Below are 26008 nucleotides of genomic sequence, written 5' to 3'. Positions count from 1 at the left end.
ATGTCGGTGCAGTCAGTAGGGACGCGACCACGGCCGGTGATCGTCTGGAGGTCCAGTTCTGCGACCCGGGCACGACCTCGGCCGCCGATCCGGCCCGTCCTGGCCTACCTCGACGAGGTGACGGCCGTGGCGGAAGCGGGATGCGTGAGGTCGCTTCTCGAGCTCGAGAGTTATCGTCCCCTGGTTGGTTGACCTCCGCACAGGACGACTTCGTTCTCGTCGGGGACGTTCCATGTTCGGCGTCGGTAGACCAGTGTTTCGAGGAGAAGATGCGGGCGCAGTTGTGGGCGGCCAGGACGGGTGTGATCGGGGGAATCTGTCGGCCACTGCGGATCGCTCGTGGTCGACCTGCCAAGCACTACGCGATTACGGGTTCGTGACCGTGGGCTCGCCGGAACGTGCGCGGGGTAGCCGGGCGATCGCGGTGGCGACGATGGCCAGCGCGGCGGCCGTCAGCGCGGCGATGGCGGCGGGCTGTGAGGTGGAACCGTCGCCGGTGGTCCGCGCGACGGCGATCCATACGAGCCCCCAGACGATGGCTGCTGTGACGGTGAAGCGTCCGTGACCGGCGACGGCAAGGACCACGGCGACCACGGCGACTACGGTGAGGACGAGCACGGCCCAGGTATCGGCCCCGAGAGCGAACGGATCGATCTCGGCGGCGGCCAGGGCGGCAGCGATGTTGGCGACCACCGCGACACACACCCATCCGAGGTACACGAACGCGGTGGCGTCGACCACGATCGCCTCGACACGACTGGACGGCTTCATGTTGGTCAGGATGTCGAACACGACAACCAGCACTGCGAGTAACGCGAGAATGGTCAGGACGCTGAGCCACAGCAGTTCGAACTGCACGCAGACTATCCACGCCGCGTTCAGGATCATCGCCGCGGCGAGCCACCACCCGGCGCGGCGTTGCCGAGGATCGGTGCGGTGCGCGGGCAGTGCCTGCCAGATCGCGAGCGCGAGGAACCCGAGGTAGATCAGGGTCCAGATGGAGAAGGCGGGCCCGCCGGGGGCCACTGCGGTGGCGTCGGCGGCGAGGGCGCCGTCGGCGACCTGGGAGATCGGGGTTCCCACCAGCGCCCCTGAGCCGATGATCGAACCCACGACCGCCACCACCGCGGAGAGGATCACGACGAGCACACGGGCCTCGTCGTTCGGGGATGATTCGATCGATCCGCTCATGGTTACTCCTTTGCGGGAGAACGCCCGTTGTCGACGATAGGGACTTCAGGAGTGCCGTCGGCCGGTTTGTGGAGAGACGTTCGCAGGTTCCGGTGCGGAGCCGTGCCGGGGTATCGATGTCGTGTTCGTCACGTGCGCGAGCAGGGAGAGCGGTGGTGGTGTGGTGCCGGAGCGTGTGTGGCGTCGCGGCGGCGGGCCGGGACGCGGGTGCGTCGGGTGTGGCGGGTGCGCTCGGTTTCGGACATGCCACCCCAGATGCCGTAGGTCTCGGTGGCGGTGAGGGCGTGGGTTCGGCACCGTTCGAGTACGGGGCAGTCCTGGCAGATCTGTTTGGCGGCGCGCTCACGTCGGGCGCGGTCGTGGCCGCGTTCACCGTCGGGGGAGAAGAACAGGTTGGTGTCGGTGCCGCGGCAGGACGCGCGGTGTTGCCAGTCCCGGTCGGGGGAGTGGTGGAAATGATCAGGCACAGCGGGGTGGGTCGCTTTCGGAGGGGACCGGTGGGCCGATCCGTCGGTATGGGCGGAGCGTGCGTGGCTGGCGGACCTGGGCTTGTTGCCGCCTCCCGGGAAACAACCACGGCGTAGTGCTTTTCATCCGAAGGTGTTGTGCGACAAGACCCCTCGACACATCGCGGTGTCACTTCTGATGCCCGGGAGGCGGCGGTCGGGTAGCGGTAGCGACAGACCTGGGTCCGGGACTGTGACCGGCGGGCACCACGTCCGCAGGTCGTGTCGGTGCATTTGATGCCTGGGCTCGACATCGGTGGGACCGGGACGAACCCGGATGATCCACACTCGATCACCTCTGACGAGGTGGTAAACGGTGTGCAATTGATGGTAGCGACACGGCGAACGTTACCGAAGGGTATCGCTCGAAAGTAACTGGCATCACATCCGCCGTCTCGTTCTGTAGCGTCGTCGGCGACCGGTGTGGGAGCCTGATCCGCCACGTCCGGGATCGAGATGTTGCCTGACTGGCCGGACGGAAATCCGGCGCTTCTCCGGCGGTGTTCGAGGGCAGACATCCGGCGACGGCGTCGGTGGATACCCGACGAGAGGGCTTCGGGCGGGTCGGCGTGAGCGGCATCGGCGGTCGAAAAGATCGCCCGCGATGAACCCGGCCTTCTGTGACGATCGTGGTGTTCACGCCTGTCTCCTCACGTTCAGATGGACGCCGGAACTCCGGTGCGCCCGACCTGCGCGACGGCCACATGAGCGGTCGAGCGTCCTTCGTGAAACTCTTCGAGCGTTGTTGTGTTGCAGCAGAGGTAGAGGGTGTCGAGGTTCTCTCCGCCGAAGGCGCACGCCACTGCCCACGTGTCGGTGACCTCGACCTTATCGGTGATCTGGCCGCCTTCGACGACCCGATAGAAGCCACTGTCGGCGCCGAGGGTCAAGGCGTTCCCGAACCAGAGGCCGCCGTCACTATCGAGGGCGATGCCATCGGGATGAAACGATTCGTCGAGCTGCGCCCATACTCGGTGGTTGGTCAGACCGCCATCTTCCGCCATGTCGAACGCGCTGATGCGGTGCGGGAAGGTTTCCGCGACCAGCAGGGTGCCACGGGGGGTACGTGCGCAGCCGTTGGGGAAGATCAGATCTCCAGGAACCTGCGAGACGCTGCCGTCGGCCCGGATGTGAACGAGGTGAGTCGGCTTCGGATCCTCTTCACCGAGCGCGAATCCGAAATTGCCGGCATAAGCGTCGCCCGCCGGTGACACATACAGGTCGTTGCCGATCCCTCCAGCCAGTGCGCTGAAGTCGGCATACTGCTCGAGCTTGCCGCCGGCGGTGATGCGATACACCGACCGCTCGTTTTGCGAGACGACAAGGGGGGTCCCGTCGGGTAGGAAACCGAGTCCGGACGGTCGACCGGGCACTTTGGTTATCGGCGTTGCGGTGCCGTCCTCGGCGAAGGTGAGCACCTGTTCGCTGAAAAAGTCGCTGGCCCAGAATTTTCCGTCATGCCAGCGAGGTGCCTCGAGAAACTGATGCCCGGTCGAGAATACTGTGGGTTGGTAGGTAGCCATCTCGTGAACTCCTTAGTCCGTGCGGGTTGAGGTACTGGACTGGGTCAGCTCCTTGCGGAGAGGGTGGTCGAGATACTGCTGGAAGTCGGCTTCGTCCTGGAAATGGGCAACCAGTGCGTAGCTGACGTTGTTCGGTCGCTTTCCGAGGTCGATACCGTGTCGGACATTGCGCGCGTATGGTATTTGGTCGCCGAAAAATTCGAAATTCTTTTGGAATTCGTCGATTTAACTGGTCGAGATGGACGGCTGTGAAGGTGAATGTCACGACATGCATGAGCATGTCGACCCTCGGGTTCCGATCGGGTGGCGGGTCAGGTGAGTTCAGACGAGTTCGAACTGCTCCTGATATCCACCGGCAGCAGCCTTCTCGAGGATCTCGAGGTATACCGAAAGACCGCCGGGATACATGAGCATTTCGACGGTTTTGCCGGGCACGTTGGCGCCCATGTACCAAGACTTGGCCAGCGGGAACAGGGTGGCCGAGGTCAGCTCTGCGATATGCGCACCCCAATATTGCTGGGCTTCCGGCTTGGCCTCGATACGGGTGTAGCCGTTGTTCCGCATGTGCTCGACGATCTGGATCAGATGTTCGCCTTCAAGTTCGGCGCATGTCGGACCATTGCAGAATGCGTTCGGGCTCTGGGGTCCGTAGACGTACAGGAGATTCGGGAAGCCCACTGTCGCCTTGCCTAGTGCTGTACGGCTGCCGCCGCGGAACACCTCCTCGAAGGTTTCATTTCTGGTGCCGCGAATATCGATGGCAGTCAAGCCTCCGGTGACCGAGTCGAAGCCGGTGGCCAGCACGATGACATCGACTTCGTGTCGGGTACCGTCCGCGGTGACGATGGCGTCACTGGTGACCTCCCGGATCGGATCGGCAGAGGTATCGACGAGCTTGACATTGTCACGGCACAGGATCTCGAAGTAGTTCTGCTCCAAGGAGACACGCTTGACGCCCCACGGATGGATCGGCTCAGTCGGTGCAAGCAGTTCCACCAGCTCCGGCCTGGTGATACGTTGACGTGTCTTGTCCCGCCAGAACGCGTACAGGATGTCGTTGTCGTCCTTGTCGAACAGGACATTCAGGAAGCCACCCAGCCACGGCTGCAGTCCACCGTTGGTCCAGAGTTCCTCGAGTATTTCGTTGCGACGTTCCTCGGTCAGATCCTGGATGTTCTCTTTGAGGAAGTCATAATCGAAACCGGCCCAGGTGTTCTTGCGATTGGCGAATCGCTCCGGGTAGGTCTTCTTCATCTCGGCATTGTCCGCCTCGCCAAGCGCCCGCTGATTCATCGGAAGCGCGGTGTTGGGGGTGCGCTGGAACACCGTCAGATGATCTGCGACCTTCGAGGCCTCCTGGATTACCTGGATGCCGCTGGCTCCGGTGCCGATGACGGCGACCCGCTTGCCCGCAAGGTCGTAGCCCTCCAGTGGCCAGCGTGCTGTGTGGAAGCAGTCGCCCCCGAACTTCTCGAGGCCAGGGATGTTGGGGAAGAGGGGCTTGGAGCCGGCACCGAGACACATGATCACGAACCGCGCCTGGGTGGTGAATTCCTCACCGGTGCGCTCGTTGCGGGAGACCAATGTCCACGTATGGGTTTCTTCATCGAATCGGCCTGCCAAGACACGGGTCTCGTAGCGGACGTCTTTGCTCAGGTCGAGCTTCTCGTCGACGTATTCGAAGTAGCGAACCAGCTCGTCACGACCGGGGTACATCTCGCTCCAGTTCCAGTCGCGCCAGAGCTCTTCACGCGAGAACTGGTAGACCGGCGCCCAGGTATCGACGCGTGCACCTGGATAGGAATTCCAATGCCAGACGCCGCCGAGTCCGGTGCCGGCTTCGTAGATCTTGACGTTGTAGCCGAGGGTGCGCAGCCGGTCGAGCTGGTAGACGCCGGAGAAGCCGCCGCCGATGACGAGGACGTCGAGCTCCTCGAGAAGTGTGGTGTTCACAGAATTTCCTTCCGGAAGGGGTACGAGGGAGATGGGGGAGCGCGATCAGACAGCGTTGTCGGAGGTCAGAACGTCCCGGATTCGGTCACGCAGGACGAACTTTTGGATCTTGCCCGTCGCCGTCCGCGGTAGTTGTTCGACGACTTCGAGCCGCTCGGGCAGCTTCTGGGTAGCCATCCGATGTTCGCGCAGGAACGACGTGAGCTCGTCCAGCGCAGGTGGATGCGCCTGGTCGCTCGGTACCACATAGGCGCAGATGCGTTCGACCATGATCGGGTCGGGCATGCCGATCACCGCGATGTCGGCAATACCGGGATATTCGAAGAGCAGGTCTTCGATCTCCTTGGCGGAAATGTTCTCCCCGCCCCGGACGATGATGTCCTTACGCCGACCGGTGATCTGGATATACCCGTCCTCGTCGATCACCGCCAGATCACCGGTCCGAAACCAGCCACCCGAGGCGAAGGCATCCGCATTGAGTCTCGAATCGAGGTATCCGGTGAACAGGTCAGGGCCACGAACCTGCAGGTCGCCGACCGCGCCCGGGGGGACCGGAGTGTCGTGCTCATCGACAGTCCTCGCTTCTGCGGACCCGATAGGACGCCCGTCTGTTGTGGCGCGCTTGTCCAGCGGATCGCTCGCGTTTCCGCCGGACAGAGTCGGGAATTCGGTCGATCCGTAGATGCGGGTCGCGGTGCAGCCCAGCTGCTCCTCGGCCTGCCGGATCAGTTCGGGGGGTACGTCGGCGCCACCGCAACCAAAAACCCGCAGGGCGATGTCGTACTCGGCGAGATCCGGGTGGTGTACCAGTCCGTGCAAGAAGGGTGTGGCACCGATGACGAACGTGCAGCGTCGGCGTTGCAGCAACTCCAGGCCGGCGCCGGGGTCCCAGATATCTTGGAACACGACATGGCTGCCGAGCATGAACGGCAACTGCAGTCCGTACAGAATTCCGGTGATGTGACCGACCGGTGAGGGCATGTACACGATGTCCTCGCCAGTTACATCGAAGAGTTCGATGATGCTCCGGTTCTCGTAATCCAGGCTTTCGTGGGTGTGTAGAGCACCCTTCGGATCGGAGGTGGTTCCGGACGTGTACAGAAGCAATGCGATATCGGTGCTGGCGTGCTCGACGGGATTGTCGAGTGGGGTTGTGCCCGAGAGGAGGTGGTCGAACTCGTTGTCGGAACCGCGAACGGTGATCACATGCTCGAGGTCGGGAAGCGTGGGCGCCAGCTCGTCGAACATCCCGCGGTGGTCGAAGCTGCGGAACATGCCGGGCACAAACGCGATACGCGCTCGCGACTGCTTCAGAATGAACTGCACTTCGCGATGTCGATAGATCGGGATGATCGGGGTGGAGACGGCGCCGATCCGCAGCGCGCCGTGATGTACGACGATCGCTTCGAGCCAGTTCGGCAACTGCCACACCACCGAGTCGCCCGGCCGGATCCCACGCTCGAGTAGCACGCCGGCCAACCGGCGGATCATGGCGTCGAGTTCGGCATAACTGACCTGACGATCGCCATCGACCACAGCCAGCCGATCGGGGTGATGGTGTGCATACTCGGCCAGAGCAGAATCGATCGTGCTGTGGCTCCACTCGCCGCTGGTGAGGTAGCGGTCGCGGCGCGCGGAATCGGTGTGGGTTGCGGTGATCATCGGTCGACTCCGTCGGTCAGGCGCCGCGAACCGATGAGTGCGTGGAGTTCGTGCTCGTCCCCATACCAGGTCCGCAGGGCGAGGACGCGCCGGTAGTACCAGTGTAGGTCGTATTCGGTGGTGAAGCCGATCCCGCCATGCAACTGCAAGGCGTCCTCGACCACCTGTCGTCCGGCGCCGGCGGCATAAGCCTTGGCCGTCCACGTTGCCATCTCGATGTCGAAATCAACCTCAGCAGAGGCAATATCGGAAACCGTTGCCTCGCAGAGCGCCTCCATCGAGATGGCCGCCTGTGCCATCGACGCCGCAATGTGTTTCACGGCTTGGAAGGATCCGACGGGCTTGCCGAATTGCTGGCGCTGCGCGACGTACTCGACAGTTTTCTCGAGCATGCGGCGGGCGATACCACTGATTTCGCACGCGGTGAGAAGCCGGAACCATGCCCGGATCTGTCGTAGGAGTGTGGCCGCTTCGATTCCGGTGGCGAGGATCTCGGCGTCGGCGACAGTTCGCGATGCGATCTCCAGGCGCACGTAATGCGATGTGGGATCAGAACTGGTGATCGGCGTGAGCACCAGCGCCGGGTCACTGCCCGGTAGGAGCAGCAGCGCCGGTCCGTCCGGGCCGTCGACTGCCAGTACCAGCGAGTCGGCCTCGCCGCCGAAGCGTACGAGTTCGATCGTTCCCTGGATCTGCCCCGATTCCATGTGCACGGAACCGATCGAGGATGCCCAGTCGAGGGTGACGGCAGGGTCGGCGAAGGCGACGAGCGAACCGTCGGGAATGTCGAGGTACGCCGGCAGGATCAGTTGCTCGACCAGGGGGCCGGGTACGAGCCGATCACCGACCAAGGCGATCAGACCGGCGACCGCGGTCAGGTCGATTCCTAGACCACCGCGGTTTTCGGGGCGGGTCAGCTCGGACCAGCCGAGGTCGTCGAGTTCGGCCATCAGCTCCGGGTCCCAGCCGCCGCCGCTGAGCAGGGCATGGCGGTAGTCGGATGTGACACGGCGGTCAAAGAATTCGCGGATCGGGGTGACGAGGTCCACGTCAGCTACGGTGAGAGTCATCATCAGCTCCTGGGTAGGCCGAGCAGTCGCTCGGCAACGATGTTGCGTTGGATCTGTGATGTACCGCCGTAGATCGATGCGGCACGCGAGAAGTAGTGATCGTGAATCAACTGCGCGGCGTTCAGCCCGAGAGGTTGTGATTCGGTGTCGAGGCGGAACGGTCCGAGGAGATCGGCGAGGGCGCGGCCGACCACCTGCTCTGCGTCGTTGAGGACGAGCTTGTCGATCGAGTCGAGCGGATGTGGTCCCTCTTCGTCGATCAGGCGTTGCACAGTTCGGCGGATCTGAGCATCCAACACCCGCAGCGCCACGTGTGACTCTCCGATGGCGGTGCTGATCCGACGATTGGTCGTCGATTCCCGGGAGGTGCCTCGTAGTCCGTCGATCGTCTTCTCGACACCCCAGCCGATCTCCACCTGTCGGCGCATTGCATAGTTGCCACGTTCCTGAGACAGGGTGTCGAGGGCAATTCGCCAGCCGTCGTTTTCCTTGCCGACCAGGTTGCCGACCGGGACTTCGACGTTGTCGAAGAAGACCTCACAGAATTCGGCATCGCCTGTCATCTGGACGAGTGGACGGACGGTGATTCCGGGGGAACTCATGTCGACGATGAGGTAGGAGATGCCGGCGTGCTTGGGTTCGGCGTCGGGGTCGGTGCGGCACAGCAATGCGCACCAACTGGCCTGATTGCCCCAACTGGTCCAGACCTTCTGTCCGTTGACGACGTACTTGTCCCCGTGGCGAAGAGCGCGGGTCCGCAGTGATGCGAGGTCGGAGCCGGCAGAGGGTTCGGAGAACCCCTGACACCAGATGTCTTCGCCCGCGAGCAGCGGTGGCAGAAAACGGGAGCGCTGCTCGGACGAACCGTACCGGTGGATCGAGGGGCCGACCACATCGAGGCCGATCAATCCGATCGGGGCGGGTGCATGAGCGCGCGCCAGCTCCTCGGAGAAGACTTGCTGGTGCCGCGCGGTGAGGCCACGTCCGCCCGCTTCACGTGACCATCCCAGCCCCATCCATCCGGCATCGAATAGTGTGCGCTGCCATCGACGAAGGACGTTGTACCGTTCCTCCAGCTCCAACGGCACGGTGGGGATCTCTGTTTCGGCAAGCCACCTCCGAGCCTCGCGCCGCAGATCGGCGATCTCGGTGATCTGCTCGACCGGCACAGGTGAAACAGCATTCATCTCAAGCTCCCGTGTAGGCCGGTGCGCGATGCTCGAAGAATGCTGCTACGGCCTCTTTGGCGTCTGAGTAAGCGGACAACTCGCCGGAAAGACCCTGCTCGAACTCGTAGCCGCCCTTGAGGTCCTGGTATTCGATCGCGTTGAGGCTGCGCTTGGCGAACCGCAACGTGACCGGCGAGTGCCGGACCATCTTGGCCGCCACGTCGTAGGCTACGTCGAGTAGCTGATCGGGATCGACGACTTTCAAGACGCCGCCCTGCTGCGCGAGTTCCTCGGCAGACAGCGGTTCGCCGGTGAGGTGCAGATAGCGGACCAACTGCTGCGGTACCAGGCGTGAGGCATGTTTGGCGCCGCCCATCACACCGACGTTGACCTCGGGAAGCGTGAAGGTGGCGCCCTTGGCTGCCACGACCAGATCACACGACGCTGCCAGGGCCAATCCGGTGCCCACGGCCACTCCGTGGACAGCTGCGATCACCGGCAACGGGCAATCGTAGATCGACCAGAACGCTTCACGGACCGCAAGCATGCGCTCACCGGCGTTTTCCGGCGTCATCGTCTGGAATTCGGTGAGATCGTTGCCGCCGCAGAAGTGCTTGCCGGCGCCGGTCAAGACGATCGCCCGAGCCTCGGGGAGGTACTCCTCCGTGTGGGTGAAGAACCACTTGATCTCTGCGTACATCTCGCGGGTGACCGCGTTGACCGGTGGGCGGGTAAGCCAGACCGTGCCTACCTTCTGATCGGTCTTCCATTGCAGAAATTGCAGATCCTTCATCGAGGTTCCTTTGTTCGAACGGGCGTAAGCAGGAGCTGTGACCGGCCGGGTGCGGATGGTCGCCTCCGTGAGGCGGCATGTCCTTGATCCCTAGTGGTTTGCGCCACGACCGGGTGTGCTTCTACTCACATTAGTAGGCCCCACTCCCTAGATATGTCAATAGCTCGTATCTGAAGATGTGAAACTGCTCAGAGCTAGAGAGTTCTGAGGATGCATGGTTGATTTTTCGTCCATTCGGAAGCATATGACCTGTTGAGGCCGCAAATGCCGCGCAGGAAGAGCTGCCGTTCCGCTAGTGAACCGCGGCAATGCGAGGGGCGCATCGCTAAGTGTTGAGCCGAAAATGTCAGGCAAACGTATCTTTCATCGAATCAAGCACGTAGCATCATGTAACGGAAGTTGTCCATGACTCTTATCGAAAATTGTGCATGCTGTTCGGACTGCGGCCGTAGTGGAGACTTCACCTACGCTCGTACGCAGTGCGCCTGCGCCGCCCCGCGTAGAAGGAGGCATTGTGTCCGATCGGCCCTCGAACGGCGGTAGTGCGGGGTACTGCGGGGGGACCGTCCGCCGCCGGTATATCGTCAGAAGGCTGTATCAACGGCTGCGCCGCCAGTCCGGACATCGTGTGCATCCGTATGGGCCTCGAGGAGGAAAAGGGGCGTCGTGACCGCATCGCAAACTGTGAAGACGTCCGCTGCCACGCGCCGGCGACCCCGTGACCGGCGTGCGCAGATACTCCACAACGCCAGTGAATTGTTCACGAAATACGGGTTTCACGCCGTGCGGATGGAAGACATCGCCGAGGCAACCGACGTCACCGCACGGGCGATCTACCGGCACTTCGCCAACAAGCAGGATCTACTGTCGCAGGTGGTCCTCGAAGACCAGGACCGACTGCTCATGGCAGCCCAATCCGCCGAGCGCTCCGAAACCGGCGTCTGCAGCTTAGAGGAGTTATTGACGCGGATGGTCGAGGCATCACTGGAGAGCCTTCGACTCGGCCCCCTATGGCAGCGAGAAGCACGGCACCTCACCGCCGATGACTTCGAGCGAGTGCGCGAGGGTACTCGTCGCATCGGAGGCGCGGTGCGAAGGGCCATTGAAAAAGCCGATCCCTCCAAGAGCAGATTCGGTGCCGACGTACGCGCGTGGATGGCGGTGAGCATCATCACCAGCCCAGGGCACTACGACCGGTCACTGTCACAGCGTCGCCTGTCCCCACTGCTGGTGTCTGCTGCGTTGGCAGCCATCAATACCCCCGAAAGCGCGTCAGCGTCACCCGAGTCCCGCGATGCGCCAGCGGCGGAGGCTCCAATCGCAAATGAACGACCAGGTACATCACGTCGCGAACAGATCATCGCAGCAGCGGCGCGCGCGTTCCGGGAGCGCGGTTTCGGTGGAGTCAGCCTCGACGAGTTCGGCATCGCAGGCCCTGCCGTCTACCGGTACTTCGACAGCAAGGCCGACATCCTTTCCGCCATGATCATCCGAGTACAGGAATGGATGGCCCTGGAGAGCTCCAGGGCCATGCATCACAGCGCCTCCGATGAACAGGTCATCGACGGCCTCGTGAGAGGTTATGTTCGTATCGCAACCGAAGCAACGGACCTGTTCGCGGTTTCAGTTACCGAAGCCCTCAACCTCCCCGCTAGTGCTACCGAGCGTGATCGGCGAATCCGCCAGGACGACCTCGCCGAATGGGTCAAATGGCTACGAACCTCGCGTTCAGAAGTCACCGAGGCAGACGCACTCGCGCTGGTGAATGCGGTTCGCACAGCACTCAACGATCTTGTCCGTATTCCGCACCTCTCACGACACGCCGAGTTCCCCGACGAGCTTGTTGCGTGCTCGATGAATGCTCTTCTAAATACCCCGATGCCATCGGCACGATCGGGTCGGCGGCGTGATGAATAACCGAGTAGGCGCCGGCGATGGTTGCGATCGCGACAAGAGCGCTGGTACCTATCGCGGCTTTCCTCACCCTCATGATCTAGGTATCGCCCCAAGTCGACGCAACGTGACAAGCGCGGGCAACACCGACTCCCTGGTTTGCTCTCCATCATCGATCGGCACTCCGCAGGTTTGAATATCCCGCATTACCAGTAGCGTCGTACGCTCCGAGGATCAGCACGGCAACCGACCGGCTGCAGCCGACGAAGCCGATCGCCAAAACCGAACTGCGAGTCCGGATTGCGTGCTTGATCCAGGCTCGGCTCCGCTGGCCCGGAAGGTAGATCGATGTCGACCGTTTGGCCAAAATTCCTTCCATTCCAGCACTGTTCGCGGCATTTAGCATGATTCTGCTGCTCTGATTTTCCCAGTGCGGGGGACGGTGATGGGCAGGCCGCCGACGTTCTGGATGATCGACTCCAGCTCGGCCAGCTCCGCCCGCCGATCCAGGTAGGACGCGCTCACGATGTCCAGGTCGTCGAACGCCAGGACGTCAAAGGGTGAGAATGTCACAGGGATTCGTCGTTGAAACGGCTTCGTCGCGTGTGCAATCCCCATGCGCCGCTGGAGCAGGCCGAACGAGGGCTTGCCGTGATCGAGTACGACGACCCCGCCGTCGAGAACGATGCGTCCGCGGCCGCCGATCTCGGGATATGAGGTGTCACCACGTTCATGGCGCGGGTCCACAGCACCGGCTCGCAGCCGCCCACCGAGGCCAGCATCCGGCACCCGTCGTACTTCATCTCGAAACTCCACGGACGGTCCGTGTTGTCCGGGAGTGTGCCGGCCGTGGCCAGCATGGGCGCGATCAGACGCATACGCCCGATTAAGCCCGTGACCTGGCCAAAGACGGTCCGCTTATTCCGGAACAGCGGTGATGTGGTCCGCCATAGTCATGTCAGCTGCGCGCGGTAGGTACTGGGTCAGTGCCAGGAGTTCCACCAGAGAACGATGGGCACCAGCCAAGGTGTCCACACCATCCAGCTGTCGCCCAACCCGTACGGGGGATCGGAATCACTGTCATCACCTCCGGGGTTAGTTGAAGCATTCGATCAATGCCACGATGGCACGCGCAATGTCCTCCGGCTCGGTTGGGTCAGGCGGTGATAAATCTGCTCGTTCGTGGTTCTCATACTGAGCTCGCGGGCGGCTGGGCGGTCATTCTCCGGTGATACCGACCCAGCCTCGAGCGATTCAGGTGCTACTCACCTGTGAAGGAACCCGGACGCTTCTCCATGAACGCGCTGACGGCCTCCCGGTGGTCGGCGGTGTGATGGGACAGCGCTTGCATGGCAGCGGACAACTCGAGCAAACTATCGAGACTCAGATGCTGGGATTCACGCAAAAGCTTCTTTGCCATCCGCACCGAGTTCGGCGGATTGACCGCTACGCGCTCCGCCAGCCCGCGCGCCTCGTCGAGCAGCTGCTCCGGGGCGACGACCCGGGAGACCAGCCCCCATTCCAGTGCAGTCGCCGCGTCGACGCGGTCCCCGGTCAACGTCATCTCGGCAGCGCGGGCCGCGCCGATCGCGCGTGGCAGCAACCACGCTCCACCGTCCCCGGGAATAATGCCCAGCTTGACGAAGCTTTCTGCGAAGAAGGCCGTGTCGGAGGCGATCCGCATGTCACACATGAGCGCGAGATCGCAGCCGGCGCCCACTGCGGGGCCGTTCACCGCCGCAATCAGGGGGACGTCGCAGTTGTACATCGCCCGAGGTATACGTTGAATTCCCTTCCGATAGCCCTCGCGCTGCTGGTGAGGCTTGCCTCCGAAGAGCCCGCGGCCTTCCGCCATGTCCTTCACGTTACCGCCCGCCGAGAACGCGGAACCGGCGCCCGTCACGATGACTGCTCTGGTCTCATGGCTGGCATTGACAGCGGCCACGCACGCTACGAGCGCGTCGATCACGTCCTCGCCGGAGATCGGGTTGCGCTCTTCGGGCAGATTGATTGTCCAGGTCTCGATAACACCGTCGCGCTGGACGAGAACGGGATCATCCATGAAAGTTGCTCCTTGTGTGAGGGTCAATCAGTCACGATGACTGACTTATAGTTGTCGGTCCCGACTTCGGCTGCAGTCCGCAGATTGTTCAGTATCGGCACGGCCGAGATCTCGGAATCAAGGACGGCAACGCCGACTACGCCGTTTCCGCAACATTTGATGGCATCGACGAGTTTGTCGACGTGGTGCCCTCCGCTCACCTGCTGAGCGGAGGGCACCACGTCCAGTTGATCGGGGGCGCCGACGTTCAGTGAGAACCGAGGGTGGGTTCCGGCCTCTCGCGCGACCGAGGTGGCCGAACGAGAAGTCGGAGTCGCTCGCCGAAAGTCGGTCAGGCCGGCTTCGAGGCTCGTTCGGTCAGAGTCTCACCGCCGATGGCCCAATCGTCCTTCGACACTTCTTCGATCGTCACCCAGACACTTGCCGGTTTCGCTCCTGTCGCGTCCACGTATGCAGCGGTCAGCTTTTTCAATAGCTCACGCTTTGCTTCGGCGGATTGGCCGGGGGTCTGGGTCACATGCAACAGCGGCATAGCGTGCTCCTTGAGGGTTTTTGTTGGGGAAAGGCACTCGACAAACCGCTTCGCTAATCGAGATCAGTTGATCGGTGGGAACCGTGCCACGGCCAAGGGTAACAGCCTTGAGTATCGATTAAAAAGGTTGGGGTGCAACGAATATGATGATACAAGGTTGGTGTGTCGTGTCACTTAGCTTGCAGTAAAGCAAGTGTCAGATAGCCATTCTTCATGGTGGATGAGATCATCTGTGGAATAACCGCGTTGACAACGCGTCGGTAGGACGGTGCCTGGAAGGCGAGCCCTCCGGGGCCTTCAGGGTTGATGGGCGAAAGCGCGCGGTACGAACATGAGTTTTCTGAGCAATTGTGAAACACCATTACGAGATTGGGCGTGAATCTATGATCGAACTCGATCGCGACTGGCCGCGGCTTCACGTGGTGGCCGCGACCGCCCCGCCGCACTGCGCGACGACGCCGAGGCGCTGCGGGAGTGGCCGACGGCGCGACTTCTGCGAGTCGACGGGCTCGGGCAGGTTCGTCTCACGGAGAAGCGTGTGCTGCTGGAACCGGTCTCCGACCGCTACTTCGAGCCTCCCGAGCATGCGGTGCTGCTCGGTGTCTTCGACGGGGACCACGAATGGGCAGTGTGGGGCGACGAAGGTTTCAATGGTCGCTTACTTCCAGGCCGGTGCGATGGCTCGCTTGGATCGGGTTGGACGAGGCGTTCGCGCTGTGGGGTGGACCGCCGCTGATGTTGCGGATGGACAACGGACCGGAGTTCGTATCCACTGTGCTGCAATCGGTATGCCGTCCTCGGAACGCTCCCGAATGACGGATTTCACGGGTGTTGCGGCCCCGCTACTCCGGCAATACCCCGGAGCGGCGTAGAGACGCAACTTCGTTCTCGGAAAATCCGAGCTCGTCGAGAACAGCGTCGGTGTCGGCGCCGCGGTGGCGAGGGCCGAATCGCACCGAACCGGGGGACTCGGACAGCTTTACTGGTACGCCGACACCTCGGTACCCGTCGCATTCGATCACCATCTTTCGGTGCCGCACCTGCGGAAGGTTGAGTGCCTCCCCGACGTTGTTCACGGCCCCCGAGGGAACACCGGCCAGTCGAAGCGCGGCGGCCAGGGCCTCGCGCTGCCAACCGCCGATGAGTCCGCCGAGGACCTTGCGCAGCTGTACTGCGTTCGCCATACGATCGGTATTCGTCGTGAACCGTGGATCCTCGGCGAGCCCCGGCGCGTCCAACGCGTTGGCGAGCGAGCGGAACTGCCGGTCGTTGCCGGCACCAATGAAGAACGGTCCGTCACTGCAGATGAACGTCTCGTAAGGACAGATGGTGGGATGGGCGACGCCGGTGCGTTCCGGCGCGACGCCGGTAGCGAACCATTTGCCGGCGTGTGGGTGCAGGATCGACACCGCGCTGTCGAGCAGCGCGAGGTCGACAAGCTGCCCGCGCCCGGTCTCGCGCCGCACGTGCAGCGCCATGAGGATGCCGTTCATCGCATTGAGGCCGGTGATGATATCCACCAGCGGGATCCCGATCCGCATCGCCTCGCCGTCAGCTTCGCCGTTGATACTCATAAGCCCGGACAGTGCCTGAAGCACGGCGTCGTACCCGGGCGCGCCACCAAGCGGCCCGTCGGTACCGTACCCGGTGATCCGGCAGTGTATGAGGCGCGGGAACTCCGCGGCGAGTACTTCGTCGCCCAGGCCCCACCTCTCGAGCGTCCCGGCCTTGAAATTCTCGATCACGACGTCGGCCTCGGCGAGCATTCGGCGCAGGAGTTGCTGTCCTTCCTCGATTCGTAGGTCGACGCTGATGTTGCGCTTGTTGCGGTTGAGCCCGTCGAAGTACGTGCTGTGGTCTTCTCTGACGAACGGCGGGCCCCAACCGCGGGTTTCGTCGCCGGCTGGTGGCTCTACTTTCGTTACGTCCGCACCGTGGTCAGCGAGCATCTGCCCGCACAGTGGTCCGGCGAGCACCCGCGACAGGTCGACGACGCGAATGTCTGTGAGCGCGCCAGTCCGCGGAGGCAGCGCGGCTGAATTGGAAGAGGCGTCCCAGGCGTCGGCCGAAAGGGCGTTGACTGTCGAGTTGGTCATGGCTGCTCATTCTGGTGGGTATTGAAGGGTCGGGCCGGCCGAGGGGGAAGGTAAATCATGAAGCCACTAGGCATCCAATTGAACAGGGAGTGGGGTCGGAAGGCTCCGAGGCGACTAGACATAGATGGACCTGTATTCAAGATAGTAATCCAGCGCCTCAGGGCCGAACTCTCGCCCTATTCCGCTGTGCTTCACGCCACCGAAGGGGGAGCCCATGTCCATCGAAAAATAATTGATCCCCATTGTGCCCGACCTGATACGTGACGCGATATCTAGGCCATGCTCGTGATCCTCAGTAAAGACGACCCCGCCCAAACCGAAGACGGTGTCATTTGCGATACGAACGGCCTCATCCTCGGACCCGTACGGGATAACGGAGATGACAGGACCGAATATCTCCTCCTGTGCCAGTCGACTGTTATTGTCCACGCCTCCAAAAATAGTAGGCGAAACAAACCACCCTCGCGTTAGGCCATCAGGCGGCTCGGCGCCGCCACGGACAAGCTGGAATCCCTCAGACTCCCCAAGCCGGATATAGTTTCTAACTCGCTCTCGGTGTCGATCGCTCACCATCGGGCCCAAAGTGACCGCGTCGTCAAGCGGGTCCCCCATCGCCAGATCATCCACATAGGCAGCCAGGACATCTAGAACTTCCCGGGAACGACTATGGGGAACCAAGATACGGGAGTTTGTGGTGCACGTCTGCCCCCCGTTCTTGAACACAGCGTCGTCCAGGCTCCTAGCGAAGACATCCAGATCCGCATCAGGGAGCACAACGGCCGCCGACTTGCCACCGAGCTCGAGCGATACCCTCTTAAGGGACCGGCCTGCCGCCTCGCCTATCGCCTGCCCTGCAGCCGTTGACCCGGTAAATGCAATCTTGTCCACACCCGGATGAGCCACAAGGGCCTCGCCCGCGCGGACGCCACCAGCAACAATGTTGAGGACTCCAGGCGGCAGACCTGCATCTTCCGCTGCTTCCCCGAGCACGTAGGCGTCAAGCGCAGTTTCGGGGGCTGGTTTCAAAACGATAGTGCACCCAGCGGCGAGAGCAGGAGCGATCTTGGCCATAGCCAGCAACTGAGGATAGTTCCACGCAACGATTGCACCAACAACACCGACTGGCTCTTGCCGCACAATGGTGTGCCCCTTCTTGCTGGGGCGGCGAGTCTCAAAAGTCCGTGCCTCGGCGAGCTCAGCCATTGAACGCAGTATCGCTACCGGGGCCGCAGCGTTACTGATAATCGATAAAGGCCTAATCATGCCATTCTGCTGACTGACCAAGCGCGCGGTGGATTCTCCTCGGCGCTCGAGGCTATCGGCGAACCGCCGCATAGTCTCGGCCCGTTCGTGCGGGGTGGAACGCCCCCAGGGGCCGTTGTCGAGTGCCGCCCGCGCGGCCAAAACAGCTTCGTCAATCTCCGAAGGACCACCCATTGCGGCAACGCCCAGCGGCCGCTCGGTTGCTGCTTCTGCAATAGTAAATAATTCTGGGTCGACAGCTTCTCGCCACTGACCGTTAATATAAAACTGTCTGCGGTCGGCGCCACCGGCTGGGGGCATAATGTAACCTCTCTGAAGTGGTCATATACCTTGTCTTCCAAGGTTGCTTACGAAAGACGATTACGGTCAATGCGCTGCCGCAGCCAAACGAAGGGCAAAGCGCTGGAGCGTCTACAGTTGAAGCGAATGACTAGATGACTGCTCGGCACCGTACCGATCGGTCCGTCTCGGGCCAGATCGAACTCCGTACGGACGGCCCACATCTAGGGAGATCAGGCCGGCCTACTGTGCGACGCCACGTCGATTCACCTGCGCGGTGCGGACGGTGCCTTGTGACTTACCTTGACCGAACTGCTCGAGAGTGGTCGCATTGCAAAACATGTACAGCACATCCAGGTCTGTTCCGCCAAACGTGCACGCAACAGCCCAGGCGTCAGGCACGAGAACGGAATCGGTGATCTCGCCGCTCTCCTCAACGCGATAGAAGCCGCTCTCCGGACCGTTGGTCACGCCATTGCCGAACCAGACGCCACCTTCGGTGTCCAGTGCAATCCCGTCAGGGTGCATGCTCTCGTCGAGTTGTGCCCACACTCGGAAATTAGTCAAAGAACCATCGGCGTTTACGTCAAAAGCATCAATCCGGTGACCGAAGGTCTCCGCGAGGAGCAAAGTTCGACCGTCCGCACTAAGAGCAGCTCCGTTCGGGAATATCGCATCGCCTTCAACTCTGCTTACGTTGCCCTCGGGTGTTACGTGGGCCAAAGTTGTCGCCTTCGGATCCTCAGCCCCGAGGTCAAAGCCAAAGTTGCCAATGTAGGCATGTCCGGACGGCGATACCAGCATGTCGTTCGCCATTCCGCGGGCGATATGCGCGATATCGGCGTACTCGCTGACGGATCCGTCGGGCGCGATTCGCACAACCTTCTTCTTCGTCGGATCCAAGAGGACCACTAAGACCGATCCATCCTGTAGGAAACCGAGCCCAGACGGTGACTCTTCGAGCGTCGCGAATGCAGTGTGGCTGCCGTCCTCTTCGAAATGAAGGACGTGCTTGCCAAAAAAGTCGCTGGCCCATAGTCGACCATCGTGCCAGCGTGGTGCTTCGAGGTAGCCATGCCCACTGGATATTGTCTGCAGTGAATGGTTCTTCATTGCCTGCCCTTTCGGTGGTAGATATGGCGATTGCAGCTTCGAGTTAACGCATCCTAGGCGCTGGTCACGCCTCAAATTGCACTACGGTGTATTTCGCCGCGAACTTGGAGAGCAGCTCCTTTGCGCGAATATGAGCAGGATGCACGTCGTACTCGGCGTAGCCTGTTGGATCATGAAACGCAGCGGAAATCCCGTAGTCGCTGCTCACGTCGCGCGAACTGATGTCTCTTCCATGAGCGTAGGCATGTAGCAGTTCTGTACATTCGGCGGACAGCTGATCAAGCGCAATTGCGAAAGCCGATATATTCGAGTCATCGATCGACCGGGTCCATGATATAGCGACCAAGTGATGAAAAGTCATGACACGGTCAGCCCATCGGTATATCCGGACTCCTTTTCCTTCTGCCAGAACTGCAAGTATGTCGGTACGCCGTTTAGATACTGCAGCATCTGCATTTTCTTGCCCGGAATGTTGCCCCCGTTGTACCAAGACTTCGCCCGATTGAATAGCGCCGTGTCGTCGGTCTCGTTGATGTGCGCGGTCCAAGCTTTGTCCGCTTCAACTGTCGATTCGAAACGGGTGAGTCCGTTTGACCGAAGAAATTCGAAAAAGTCGACCATGACCTCGCCCTGAAGCTCGGCGTTCGTGGACCCGTTCGCAAATGCAGCAGGACTCTGGGGGCCGTAGACGAAAATGGCGTTCGGGAACCCGGCTGTGACTGCTCCGAGGTACGCGTCTACGCCCTGGCTCCATTTGTCACGTAAAGTGACGCCATTGGCGTTCTGAACGTCGATCGAGGTTAGTGCGCCGGTGTTGTTGTTGAAGCCTGTAGCGAGAACGATAATGTCAAACTCGCCGTGCTCGACTCCGTCGGCTGTGCGAATCCCAGTTTCGGTGAATCCGACGATCGGGGTCTCTTTGGTGGAGACAAGAGAGACGTTCGTCTGGTTCATCACCTCATAATAGTTTTGATGGAGGGCCGGCCGCTTGGCTCCGAAGGGATGAGGGGCGATTTCTGGGACCAGCAGCTCTGCTTTGACTGGGTCTTTGATCTGGGGCTTGATCTTGTTCTTCCAGAACTCATATGTCAGCGCATTTGTTTCGTCATTGAATAGATAGTCCGAGAAATTTCCCAGCCAGAATGCGAATCCGCCCTGATTCCATAGGCGCTCAAAGACAGCATTGCGCTCGTCCTCTGGGGTTTCGACACCGCTCCGGGGGTCAAAGTCGTAGTCGATCGCTGCGTGGGTTTCGCGACATTTCGCGGCAACCTCGGGCATTTTGTTCTTCAGGGCGGCTTGTTCCTCATCATCCAAGTACTTCTGTTGCATAGGCAACGAAATATTCGGAGTGCGCTGGAAAACCGTGAGGTTTTCGACTACTGGGCCTGCTTCCTGCACTACCTGAACAGCGCTTGCGCCAGTTCCGATAATCGCGACGCGCTTTCCCGTCATGTCCAGATCGGAACGCCATCGGGCGGTATGAACCAGTTCTCCTTGGTACGCATCCATATCTGGGATGGATGGTGTGTAGGGTTCCGTGGTCGACCCTGTAGCGAACACCACAAACCTTGCCCGGAAAGTGGCTCCGTCCTGTGTTTCGAGGTTCCACATCCGCTGCTCTTCGTCGAACGTCGCGCCCACGACCTTAGTGTTGAATCGACTGTCCTTGCTCAGGTCCAGTTTGGAATCAACATAATTGAAATAGCTACGCATTTCCTCATGATCGGGGTACATCTGCGAGAAGTCCCAATCCTTCCAGAGGTATTCGTCAGTGAACTGATATACCGGTGCGTGGCTGTCCACCCTTGCTCCCGGATAGCGATTGAGGCTCCATGCCCCGCCGAAACCGCCACTGGCTTCAAGGAGGATCACAGAGAATCCCCGGTCCCGAAGATGGCGTAGCTGATAGATGCCACCGAAACCACCACCGACAACGATGACGTCATAGGTAGGTGTTTCTGCAGACTGTGCCAGGTCGTTCTTTGGAGCGTGGATTGCGGTCATCGATTTGGACCTTTCGAACGCTGAGATGGGGCAGGGTTGCCGCTCGCTGTAGCCCTCTGAACAGAGGTGATTAGAGGGCCGAACGAGCTGGAGGGGAGCGAGACCTGGAACCTGTGTGACTGCGACCAAGTCTCGCTTGGGATGTGGTGTACACCATAGGCTTCAGGCTTCAAGTCCGCAACTAAAGAGAATAATTCATAACTACGTAAAACACGGACGATTCAGTAGTGTTTTGCTGCGTTGGCCGCGCGGCGCGGGCGGGCGATGGCTGGAGCGGCGAGCACGATGGTCGGGTACGCCTCGATCGACTCGCGGGTGCGGTGGAAGACCGGTCGGGCCTTCAGTTCGGACTTGGCGAGGCGGAAGAACTGCTCGACTTTCCGCAGGGTGTGATAGGTGGCCACGACCGCCTTTCCGACCATCGCGGTCGGCTCGATGTCGGTGACGTAGCCCTTGTGGCCGGCGGACTGGCGGGCCCGCTCGATTGATGCCTCATCCAGGATGACGCTCTGTCCGGTGACCTTGACGGATCGTTACCTTCGTAGTGGTTCTGCCCGGTCGCCTACGCGCCGGGTGCGGTCGATCTGCGCGTTAGTGGTGCGCCGGTCGCGTTGGGCGCGCTGCCACTTTTAGTGCCGCACCACCCTGCGGTCGCGCCGGTCAGGGCCCTGGCCCATCGAGCGGGTCAGCTCCGCGGTGTCACCTTCGGCGATAGTGTTACCGCGGCGGCCGAAGTGATCCTCGAGTTTCCCTGGGGGCCTTGGAGGTTCGGGAGGCGACGATGAACGACGGCCCCGCAGGTTGGCGTCGATCGTGTTTCGGGGCGTGCCTGGACGCCGATGTCTTCGAGCGCCCGGTCGTGTCGAGTTTGCCGTTCGGCTCGATCAGTCGGGCGCACACTAGCGACTTTGAATGTCTCATCGCCGATCTCATCGAACCCCAGCGCCTAGTACGTCCCGGCCAGGTCGGCCCACAGGACCTCGCTGGAGTGCGAGCGCACCACCGCATCCCCGCCCGCGCAGACCTGCGACTCCGGCTCCAGCTCCAGCTCCAGCTCGAGACGCGTCTGATCAGCGTCGATCCTGCCCCTGCCACCGCCATCAACGTCGTGGGCTCGACTAACCTGCGGGTCGCCTCGCCCCGCGCGTTCTTCGCCGCACCGGGAACGACCCCAGTGGCACGAAGCTCTCCTGTTGCGGGAGTCCCAGCACCAGCCGTTGGAGTCACTGCTCTCGAGCTGTCGGCCGCTCTGTGGGCGCGCGCGCATCACAGCGAGGTCCACCGTGAGGCGCTGGCGGCGTTCGCGGGCAAACGCGCCGGCAAGTATCAGGGGCGTTGACACGAGAGATCGCGTTCGTCCTACATCTTGTGAGAACGTTCGTGCACTCGGCATTCGCACGGAGTCGCGCGCCTAGCGGTCAGCGAAAGCCCCACTCCTCGGCGTGCCGGAGACAGATCTTAACGAGCTCGTCGCGCCGCTCTATGATCGTCTCGCGAACGCCGACCACACCGAGTGTGGCGATGGTTCGGCCGCGTTCCCGGAGAGCCACCGACACGCCGTCACCGCGTTCGACAGCCACGCCCGGGGCTGCACACACGCCGGTCGCCCGTAGTGCCTCGAGGGCGTAGAGGAACTGCTCGATGTAGTCGGCGTCGGCCACCGGGCGGGAGTTGAGGTAGGCCCAGATGTCGCGCTGCTCGCGGTCGGCCAGTAGCAGCCACCCCGCGGACGTGCGCAGCAGGGAGCGCCGCAGGCGGTTCTCCGCCAGGTACGCGTACTCCGGTTCAGAGGAGACGTGGTCAACGTAGAACAGGTCGTCGCCCACCGAGGTGGACAGCGCGATGGTCAGTCCGGCCTCGGCGTGCACTTGCTGGAGCTGTTCGTGACTTATCGACGTGACCGGGGGGCGTCCCGCGATGACGTTGAGCAGGTAGGGCGCTGTACCGAGGGTGTAGATACGGTCGCGCTCGTCGAGGTAGCCGACGGCGACGAGACCGTTGAGCAGCCCATGCACCGAACTCACTGGGGCGTTGAGAGCCTTTGCCACGGCCGTGAGGGTGAGACCGGCACCGGAGCGGGCGACGAGTTCGAGGATTGCCGCGACCCGGTCGATCATGCGATGGCGGGGACGCTCGGGAACCTGCTCGAAAGGTACAGCTCCGGCGGCCGGAGAAGTTTCCGTCATTGCGAAAGCGTAGCAATGGCATCCACGCTCACTAGATAGCGTATATACGTAGTCCGCTTCGCTATTGTGTATCTCTGGCGTTTCTGGAACACTTTCCAAGTGATGCGGGGCATCCTTCGCGGCAGGGCGACCCGCGGTCTGGACCGACCCTTGATTTGACTGTGCGCACTCCCCGAACGCGGCACAGTCGACCCCGATCGCCCGGGCGCCGCCCGGGCAGGACTCATCAGGAGGCCCCATGAGTTCGACTCTCGCGCCACCGACCACGGTGGCGACCGATGAGATGAACGCCCTGCGTGCCGAGGTACGCGCGTTTCTCGCCGAGGAGGTCGACGCCGGGCGGCTCATACCCTGGATCGACACCTGGCTCACCCGCTGGGACGAGGACTTCACCCGACGCCTCGCCGAACGCGGCTGGGTCGGGATGACGATCCCCACGGAGTTCGGTGGCCGCGGCCGAACCCACCTCGAGCGCTTCGTCGTCACCGAGGAACTGCTCTCCGTGGGCGCCCCCGTCGCCGCGCAGTGGGTCGCCGACCGGCAGATCGCCCCGTCCCTGCTTCGCTACGGTACCGAGGAGCAGAAGCACGATTACCTGCCCCGCATCGCCGCCGGCGAGTGCTGCTTCGGCATCGGCATGTCCGAACCGGACGCCGGCTCCGACCTGGCCAGTGTCCGCACCAAGGGCGTTCAGGTCGACGGCGGCTGGCGGATCACCGGGACCAAGGTGTGGACCTCCGGGGCCCAGTACGCGGAGGCCTTCATCGCGCTGTGCCGCACCGAACCGCTCGACACCTCGTACCGTCACGCGGGTCTGAGTCAGTTCATCGTCGACCTGCGCAGCGAGGGCGTCACCATCCGGCCGATCGTCTCCCTCTCGGGGGACCACCACTTCAACGAGGTCGTCCTCGAGGACGTTTTCGTGGCGGACTCAATGGTCTTCGGCACCCTCGGTAACGGTTGGGAACAGGTCAACTCCGAGCTCGCCTTCGAGCGCAGCGGCCCTGAACGGTTCCTCTCCTCGTTCCGCCTGTTCGCCGCGGAGATCGGTGCGATCTCCACCGGAGCCCTGCCCGAGCGCAGCGACCTCGGCCGGACCGTGGCCCGGATGGCCGGACTGCACAACCTCAGCCAGAACATCGCCGGCGCGCTGCAGCGCGGTGAACCCGCCGACACCCCGGCAGCCCTCGTCAAGCTGCTCGGCACCGCCACCGAGGGTGACATCGTCGACACCGTCTCCACCCGGCTCGGCGACGAGCTGGCACCCGGTTTCGCCGGCACGAACGGCACCGCCGCGGTCGCCGAGATCCACGGCCTGCTGCGCGCGGGCCTCCACCAGCGCCCGGGCTTCACGCTCCGCGGCGGCACCAACGAGATTCTGCGCGGCGTCATCGCGCGGGGACTGGGGATGCGCTGATGACCACCGCCACGACCGTCGACCTCTCCGTCGACGAGGACCTGCAGGCGATGCTCTCCGACGTCGTCTCCGGTTTCTCCGGCCCCGACGTCCGGCCCGACGCCGACGCCGTGTGGTCGACACTGCGGGAGGTCGGCGTCGCCCGGCTCACCGCGCCCGAGGACGCCGGGGGCAGCGGAGCCGGCTGGGCCGAAGCCGCCGCGCTCCTGCGCACCGCGGCTGCCGCCGGTGTGGCCGTCCCGTACGCCGAGACTGACCTGCTGGCCGGGCCGCTCCGGCGCGCCGCCGGGATCGACGACTCGTCCGACTCCACCGCCACCGTCGCGCTGCTCGATTCCTCGGGGACCGCGCACGGTGTCCCGTGGGCCGGTGCCACCGCCACCGTCGTGTGCGTGCGCCCCGCCGGCGATACCCATGAGCTCGCGGACGTGCCAACCGACCGCTTGACGATCACGACCATTGAGGGCATCTCGGCAGTGCCGACCGGCTCTGTCACCGTCGGTGAGGGCATCTCCTGGTCACCCGTACCCACCGCGGCCGTCGAGGCGTACGTCCTGCGCGGCGCGCTCGCCCGTGCATTGCAGTGCGTCGGCGCGATGGACGGCATGCTCGCCTCGGCGATTGAGCACACCACCGCCCGCAGCCAGTTCGGTCGCGCCCTGGCGAAGTTCCAGTCCGTGCAGAACCTCGTCGTCGACATCGCCGCCGAGTCCGTGCTGGCCCGCGCTGCCGTGGACACCGCGCTCGCCGACGCCCTCACCGACGACCTCGACGGCGAGCTGTCCCAGTTCCGCGTTGCGGTCGCGCGCAGCGTCGTTTCGCAGGCCCTGGCCGTGGCGGTGCGCAACGTCCACCAGGTGCACGGCGCGATCGGGACCACCCACGAGCACACCCTGCACCGGGTCACCCTTCCCGCCCTGCAGTGGCGCGGCGAGTTCGGGTCACCGGCGTTCTGGGAGGGGTTCCTCTCCCGCGCGGCCATTGTCGGCGGCATGGACGGTGCGTGGCCGATGGTCGCCGAGGGCGCCCGCGTCGAGGACTCCGCGAGCCGGTACCTCGACGCCGTGATCGCAAGGTCCGTGTCATGAAAACGGAACCGCCACGATCTCCTCCGTAGCCGAGCCTTCAGCTCCCTACTCGAGGCCGAACACAGAAACCGACCACAGAAACCGACCACAGCCGACACCCTCACACCTCCGCCCACCCGTGACGCTCGGCGGTTCGGATCGTCACCGGCGTAGCCCGGCCGCCGTGGTGGTCAGCGGCCGCCCGGGGTGCCGGGGACATGTCGTG

General features: G+C 62.7%; 24 protein-coding genes and 1 pseudogene. 5 read left to right on the top strand and 20 right to left on the bottom strand.

Annotation, left to right across the window (positions count from 1 at the left end):
• Positions 1-366: 366 nt before the first annotated feature.
• The 9 genes from ACLIVD_RS34670 to ACLIVD_RS34630 form a co-directional block, all read right to left on the bottom strand.
• Positions 367-1191 carry a TspO-related membrane protein gene (locus ACLIVD_RS34670; protein ID WP_317569439.1) on the bottom strand — a complete coding sequence of 275 codons (825 nt, stop codon included), beginning with the start codon at positions 1189-1191 and terminating at the stop codon, positions 367-369.
• 128 nt (positions 1192-1319) lie between these two features.
• Complete coding sequence (locus ACLIVD_RS34665) at positions 1320-1658, bottom strand: WhiB family transcriptional regulator (RefSeq protein WP_491931526.1); 339 nt, start codon at positions 1656-1658, stop codon at positions 1320-1322.
• Positions 1659-2353: 695 nt separating this feature from the next.
• Positions 2354-3220: an SMP-30/gluconolactonase/LRE family protein gene (locus ACLIVD_RS34660; RefSeq protein WP_283333100.1), complete on the bottom strand. Its 867-nt coding sequence runs from the start codon at positions 3218-3220 to the stop codon at positions 2354-2356.
• 12 nt (positions 3221-3232) lie between these two features.
• Positions 3233-3403, bottom strand: a complete 171-nt coding sequence (locus ACLIVD_RS34655; RefSeq protein WP_491932957.1) for a Dabb family protein — start codon at positions 3401-3403, stop codon at positions 3233-3235.
• Between the two features lie 138 nt (positions 3404-3541).
• The gene (locus tag ACLIVD_RS34650) at positions 3542-5173 is read right to left on the bottom strand and encodes a flavin-containing monooxygenase (protein WP_491931525.1); all 1632 of its coding nucleotides are present in this window, start codon (positions 5171-5173) and stop codon (positions 3542-3544) included.
• Between the two features lie 45 nt (positions 5174-5218).
• On the bottom strand, positions 5219-6835 hold the full coding sequence (locus ACLIVD_RS34645; protein WP_491931524.1) for an AMP-binding protein: 1617 nt from the start codon (positions 6833-6835) through the stop codon (positions 5219-5221).
• Positions 6832-7905 (bottom strand): acyl-CoA dehydrogenase family protein, encoded by a 1074-nt coding sequence (locus ACLIVD_RS34640; RefSeq protein WP_283333096.1) that lies wholly within the window; start codon positions 7903-7905, stop codon positions 6832-6834. The genes ACLIVD_RS34645 and ACLIVD_RS34640 overlap by 4 nt, the downstream gene beginning before the upstream one ends.
• A gap of 2 nt (positions 7906-7907) precedes the next feature.
• Positions 7908-9074 carry an acyl-CoA dehydrogenase family protein gene (locus tag ACLIVD_RS34635; protein WP_491932956.1) on the bottom strand — a complete coding sequence of 389 codons (1167 nt, stop codon included), beginning with the start codon at positions 9072-9074 and terminating at the stop codon, positions 7908-7910.
• A 19-nt stretch (positions 9075-9093) separates the two neighbouring features.
• Positions 9094-9867 (bottom strand): enoyl-CoA hydratase-related protein, encoded by a 774-nt coding sequence (locus ACLIVD_RS34630; RefSeq protein WP_005264718.1) that lies wholly within the window; start codon positions 9865-9867, stop codon positions 9094-9096.
• A 666-nt stretch (positions 9868-10533) separates the two neighbouring features.
• Between ACLIVD_RS34630 and ACLIVD_RS34625 the strand changes: the two genes are divergently transcribed.
• Positions 10534-11784 (top strand): TetR/AcrR family transcriptional regulator, encoded by a 1251-nt coding sequence (locus ACLIVD_RS34625; protein WP_491931523.1) that lies wholly within the window; start codon positions 10534-10536, stop codon positions 11782-11784.
• 375 nt (positions 11785-12159) lie between these two features.
• Here the strand turns inward: ACLIVD_RS34625 and ACLIVD_RS34620 are convergent, their stop codons facing one another.
• Positions 12160-12333, bottom strand: coding sequence for a hypothetical protein (locus ACLIVD_RS34620; RefSeq protein ID WP_283333093.1), 174 nt, complete (start codon positions 12331-12333; stop codon positions 12160-12162).
• 12 nt (positions 12334-12345) lie between these two features.
• On the opposite strand from ACLIVD_RS34620, the gene ACLIVD_RS34615 reads away from it, so the two are divergent.
• Complete coding sequence (locus tag ACLIVD_RS34615; RefSeq protein WP_491931522.1) at positions 12346-12477, top strand: hypothetical protein; 132 nt, start codon at positions 12346-12348, stop codon at positions 12475-12477.
• A gap of 544 nt (positions 12478-13021) precedes the next feature.
• On the opposite strand, the gene ACLIVD_RS34610 is transcribed toward ACLIVD_RS34615, so the two are convergent.
• The 9 genes and pseudogenes from ACLIVD_RS34610 to ACLIVD_RS34570 all read right to left on the bottom strand — a co-directional run.
• Positions 13022-13822: a crotonase/enoyl-CoA hydratase family protein gene (locus ACLIVD_RS34610; RefSeq protein WP_011595734.1), complete on the bottom strand. Its 801-nt coding sequence runs from the start codon at positions 13820-13822 to the stop codon at positions 13022-13024.
• A 331-nt stretch (positions 13823-14153) separates the two neighbouring features.
• Positions 14154-14354, bottom strand: coding sequence for a tautomerase family protein (locus ACLIVD_RS34605; protein ID WP_005264727.1), 201 nt, complete (start codon positions 14352-14354; stop codon positions 14154-14156).
• 415 nt (positions 14355-14769) lie between these two features.
• Positions 14770-14940 carry a hypothetical protein gene (locus ACLIVD_RS34600; protein ID WP_491931521.1) on the bottom strand — a complete coding sequence of 57 codons (171 nt, stop codon included), beginning with the start codon at positions 14938-14940 and terminating at the stop codon, positions 14770-14772.
• 256 nt (positions 14941-15196) lie between these two features.
• Positions 15197-16450, bottom strand: coding sequence for a CaiB/BaiF CoA transferase family protein (locus ACLIVD_RS34595; RefSeq protein WP_491931520.1), 1254 nt, complete (start codon positions 16448-16450; stop codon positions 15197-15199).
• Between the two features lie 114 nt (positions 16451-16564).
• Positions 16565-18013 carry an aldehyde dehydrogenase gene (locus ACLIVD_RS34590; RefSeq protein ID WP_317569451.1) on the bottom strand — a complete coding sequence of 483 codons (1449 nt, stop codon included), beginning with the start codon at positions 18011-18013 and terminating at the stop codon, positions 16565-16567.
• Positions 18014-18235: 222 nt separating this feature from the next.
• Positions 18236-19105, bottom strand: coding sequence for an SMP-30/gluconolactonase/LRE family protein (locus ACLIVD_RS34585; RefSeq protein WP_491931519.1), 870 nt, complete (start codon positions 19103-19105; stop codon positions 18236-18238).
• Between the two features lie 64 nt (positions 19106-19169).
• Positions 19170-19466, bottom strand: coding sequence for a Dabb family protein (locus ACLIVD_RS34580; RefSeq protein ID WP_083849750.1), 297 nt, complete (start codon positions 19464-19466; stop codon positions 19170-19172).
• Positions 19463-21112, bottom strand: a complete 1650-nt coding sequence (locus ACLIVD_RS34575) for a flavin-containing monooxygenase (protein ID WP_491931518.1) — start codon at positions 21110-21112, stop codon at positions 19463-19465. The genes ACLIVD_RS34580 and ACLIVD_RS34575 overlap by 4 nt, the downstream gene beginning before the upstream one ends.
• Before the next feature lie 257 nt (positions 21113-21369).
• Positions 21370-21916 (bottom strand): annotated as a pseudogene (locus tag ACLIVD_RS34570) (IS1634 family transposase); the annotation flags it as partial.
• Positions 21917-22100: 184 nt separating this feature from the next.
• Here ACLIVD_RS34570 and ACLIVD_RS34565 point away from each other — a divergent pair.
• Positions 22101-22451, top strand: coding sequence for a hypothetical protein (locus tag ACLIVD_RS34565; protein ID WP_491931517.1), 351 nt, complete (start codon positions 22101-22103; stop codon positions 22449-22451).
• Between the two features lie 79 nt (positions 22452-22530).
• Here the strand turns inward: ACLIVD_RS34565 and ACLIVD_RS34560 are convergent, their stop codons facing one another.
• Entirely contained in the window at positions 22531-23298 is a 768-nt protein-coding gene (locus tag ACLIVD_RS34560; protein ID WP_283333086.1) for an IclR family transcriptional regulator, read from the bottom strand.
• Positions 23299-23536: 238 nt separating this feature from the next.
• Here ACLIVD_RS34560 and ACLIVD_RS34555 point away from each other — a divergent pair, with 238 nt between their 5' ends.
• Both ACLIVD_RS34555 and ACLIVD_RS34550 read left to right on the top strand, forming a co-directional pair.
• A complete protein-coding gene (locus tag ACLIVD_RS34555) occupies positions 23537-24715 on the top strand; it encodes an acyl-CoA dehydrogenase family protein (RefSeq protein ID WP_491931516.1) in 1179 nt (392 codons plus the stop codon).
• Positions 24715-25803, top strand: a complete 1089-nt coding sequence (locus ACLIVD_RS34550) for an acyl-CoA dehydrogenase family protein (protein WP_283333084.1) — start codon at positions 24715-24717, stop codon at positions 25801-25803. The genes ACLIVD_RS34555 and ACLIVD_RS34550 overlap by 1 nt, the downstream gene beginning before the upstream one ends.
• Positions 25804-26008: the final 205 nt, after the last annotated feature.

This window comes from Rhodococcus sp. G6(2025), from assembly GCF_058628105.1.
This window is presented reverse-complemented; position numbering and strand designations above follow the sequence as displayed.